The organism is Nocardioides sp. CPCC 206348 (genome assembly GCF_048654705.1).
GTDB lineage: Bacteria > Actinomycetota > Actinomycetes > Propionibacteriales > Nocardioidaceae > Nocardioides.
Window position 1 is genome coordinate 32,241 of record NZ_JBMCZA010000239.1, and the last position, 3,378, is coordinate 35,618.

The 3,378-nt window shown below is 71.7% G+C and carries 5 protein-coding genes; 3 read left to right on the forward strand and 2 right to left on the reverse strand.

Annotated features, from left to right (window positions below; all coding sequences use genetic code 11):
• Nucleotides 1-340 (forward strand): sirohydrochlorin chelatase (locus ACOADB_RS27390; RefSeq protein ID WP_378606562.1); only part of this gene is annotated, 340 nt, incomplete at its 5' end.
• Nucleotides 341-366: 26 nt separating this feature from the next.
• Here ACOADB_RS27390 and ACOADB_RS27395 read toward each other — a convergent pair.
• On the reverse strand, nt 367-813 hold the full coding sequence (locus ACOADB_RS27395) for a MarR family winged helix-turn-helix transcriptional regulator (protein ID WP_378606565.1): 447 nt from the start codon (nt 811-813) through the stop codon (nt 367-369).
• A 140-nt stretch (nt 814-953) separates the two neighbouring features.
• On the opposite strand from ACOADB_RS27395, the gene ACOADB_RS27400 reads away from it, so the two are divergent.
• Both ACOADB_RS27400 and ACOADB_RS27405 read left to right on the forward strand, forming a co-directional pair.
• Nucleotides 954-2,147, forward strand: coding sequence for an MFS transporter (locus ACOADB_RS27400; protein ID WP_378606568.1), 1,194 nt, complete (start codon nt 954-956; stop codon nt 2,145-2,147).
• Nucleotides 2,148-2,194: 47 nt separating this feature from the next.
• Entirely contained in the window at nt 2,195-3,016 is an 822-nt protein-coding gene (locus ACOADB_RS27405) for an aldo/keto reductase (RefSeq protein WP_378606571.1), read from the forward strand.
• Nucleotides 3,017-3,018: 2 nt separating this feature from the next.
• On the opposite strand, the gene ACOADB_RS27410 is transcribed toward ACOADB_RS27405, so the two are convergent.
• Nucleotides 3,019-3,378: sodium:solute symporter family transporter (locus ACOADB_RS27410; RefSeq protein ID WP_420281366.1), on the reverse strand; the 360-nt coding region annotated here is incomplete at its 5' end.

A 3,378-nucleotide genomic window follows, 5' to 3' on the forward strand; every position in this document is an offset into this window, starting at 1 on the left:
CGGCCAGCCGGTCGTGCTCGTCGCCGCCGGGTCCTCCGACCCGCTCGCCACCGCCGACCTCGATGCTGCGGCGCACCTGCTGGCGCTCGCCTGGGGCGCTCCCGTCCGGCTTGCGACCCTGTCCGGCCTCGGCACGCGGCCCGAGCACGTGGTCCGCAGCGGCGACGCCGTGTCGCCGTACCTCCTGGCCACCGGCCACTTCCACCGCAAGGCAAGGCACGCCGCCCTCGCTGCGGGCGCATCCGTGGTCGCCGACGTCATCGGTCCGCACCCGCGCGTCGTGGACCTGGTCTGTGAGCGGGCCCGCTCGATGCAGGTCGCCGAACGCGCCTCCGCCTGACGCCTGACGGTCGATCGGCTACTCCGCTACTCGGCCGCGACCGAACCCACGAACCGGGCGAGCGTCGCGAGTTCGGGGATGTCCTCGGCCTCGTCGAGGGTGGTCCGCAGGACTTCGTCGTGCAGTGGCCGGGCCTTCTTCAGGAGCGCTCGCCCGGCGGGGGTGAGTTCGGTGTAGATGCCGCGCCGGTCATCGGCGCAGAGGATCCGGGTGAGCAGGCCGCGGTTCTCGAGGCGGGTGACCAGCCGCGTCGTCGCGGACGCCGACAGGGCTGCGGCGCGGGCGAGCTGCTGCATCCGCATGTGCCAGCCGTCCTGGCGGCTCAGCGCGTCGAGCACGGTGAACTCCACGACCGACAGGTCGTGCTCGCGCTGCAGCGCCTTCTCGAGGGCGGCCTCGATCAGGCCGTGGACGGCGGCGAGGGTGCGCCAACCGTGCGACCGGATCTCGACGGCGTCGTCGGCGATTCCCATGGAGTCCTCCTCGTGAACGTTCTCCGAGCATACCTGAGTTGCGCGGATAGTGCGCGCGTGCAACTATCAATACAAGGCGTGTGCAACTACTGCACACGCGGACTACCTTCACACGCCTTCTCTTGCTGGGAGCATGCTCGATGCCCGTCGCACTGTTCGCCCTCGCCATGGGCGGTTTCGGAATCGGCCTGACGGAGTTCGTGATCATGGGCCTGCTGCCCGAGGTCTCGTCGGACTTCGCCGTGTCCGAGACGACCGCCGGCTACCTCATCTCGGGCTACGCCCTCAGCGTCGCCATCGGCGCGGTCGGACTGACCCTCGCGCTCACGCGCGTCCCCCGCAAACAGGCCCTGCTCGGGCTGATGGTCCTGTTCATCCTCGGCAACCTGGTCTCGGCCGTGGCGCCCGACTACACGACGATGATGATCGGCCGGATCGTGGCGGCGCTGTGCCACGGCGCGTTCTTCGGCATCGGGTCCGTCGTCGCCGCCCAACTGGTCGCCCCGGACCGGAAGGCCCGCGCCATCGCGTTCATGTTCGGGGGCCTGACCCTCGCCAACGTCCTCGGCGTCCCGCTCGGCACTCTGCTCGGCCAGGCCGCCGGCTGGCGCTCGACGTTCTGGGCGATCACCGCGATCGGCGTCGTCGCCTTCATCGGCATCGCCGCACTCGTGCCTGCCCACACCGGTCGTGGCGAGGCCGCCCCGGCAGGTGTTCGATCCGAGCTCAGCGCCTTCGCGAGCCCGCAGGTCTGGTTCTCGATCGCCGTCACCGTGCTCGGGTACGGCGGCATGTTCGGCGGCTTCACCTACATCGCGTTCACCCTGACCGAGGTCAGCGGTTTCTCGTCCGGTGCGGTGCCCCTGCTGCTGGTGCTCTTCGGTGTCGGCCTGTTCATCGGCAACCTCGTCGGCGGCCGGGCAGCCGATCGCAACGTGGTCCGCACGCTCGTCGTCCTCCTCGCAGCCCTCACCGTGGTCCTCGCCGGCTTCGCCCTCACCGCTGGCAACAAGCCGATGACCGTGGCCGCCCTGCTCCTGATGGGTGCCGTCGGCTTCGGCACCGTCCCCGCGCTGCAGATGCGGGTCATGGCGTACGCCGACCGCGCACCCACGCTCGCTTCCGGAGCCAACATCGCCGCGTTCAACCTCGGCAACGCCCTCGGTGCATGGATCGGTGGGCTCACCCTCGCCGCCGGCCTGGGCTACACCTCGCCGCTCTGGGCCGGCGCCGGCGTGACCGGCCTGGGGCTGGTCGTCCTGCTGGTCGCCGTCCGCGCACCCGGTGGCGAGCGTCGTACCGCTCCGGCCGTGCCTGTCCCCGTCCCCGCCTGATGCACCCGTCCAGCACCATTGGTCGCAGCCCCCACAAGGAGAAACCCATGACGATCCCCACCGTGACCCTCAACAACGGCGTCGCCATGCCGCAGCTCGGCTTCGGCGTCTTCCAGGTCCCGAACGACGAGACCGAGGCGGCGGTCACCGCTGCTCTCGAGGCCGGCTATCGCAGCATCGACACCGCGGCGGTCTACCGCAACGAGGTCGGCGTCGGCCGCGCGCTCGCGAAGTCGGGCCTCGCGCGCGAGGAGCTCTTCATCACCACGAAGCTCTGGAACTCCGACCAGGAGGCCCCGGTTGCGGCCTGTGAGAAGAGCCTCGAACGACTCGGCCTCGACCACGCCGACCTGTACCTGATCCACTGGCCGACCCCGGCGCGCGACCTGTACGTCGGCGCCTGGCAGGGCCTCGAGCAGTTGTACGCCGACGGGCGGGTCCGTGCGATCGGCGTCTCCAACTTCCTGCCGGACCACCTCGAGCGGATCGTTGCGCTCGGCGGAACGGTGCCGGCCGTGAACCAGGTCGAGGTGCACCCGGCTCTGCAGCAGCGGGCCGTCCTCGAGGCCGACGCGCGCCTCGGCATCGCGACCGAGGCGTGGAGCCCGCTCGCCCAGGGCGCCGTCCTCGCGGACCCGGTGGTGACGACCATCGCCGCGCGCGTCGACCGCACGCCTGCCCAGGTGATCCTGCGCTGGCACCTCCAGCAGGGTCGCGTGGTGATCCCCAAGTCGGTCACCCCGTCGCGGATCGCCGAGAACCTCGACCTGTTCGGGTTCGAGCTCAGCGGCGACGACCTGGCGGCGATCGACGGGCTCGAGCGCGACGGTCGGGTCGGCCCGAACCCCGCGGAGTTCAACGGCGCCTGAGGTCAGGCCGCCTCGAGCGACTCCGGCGTGTGCAGGCGGACGAGGAACCGTCGCGCGTGGGCAGGCGCTCGCGCGGACGTTGCGAGCGAGACGGTGACCATCACGGCGACGGCGAGCGGCACGCTCCAGGCGGCGGGCTGGCCGAGCAGGGCTCCGGCCCAGCCGCCGGGTGCGTAGCCACCGAGGGTGGCCACAGCGGCCCCGCCGGCGCCGAGGCCGCCCGCGACCAGGCCGGCGAGGGCGCCGATGTCGGTCAGGCCGCGCCACCAGATGCCGAGCACGAGCAGCGGGCAGAACGTCGATGCCGCGACGGCGAAGGCCAGTCCCACCGACTGGGCGACGCCGACGTTGCGGACCAGCAG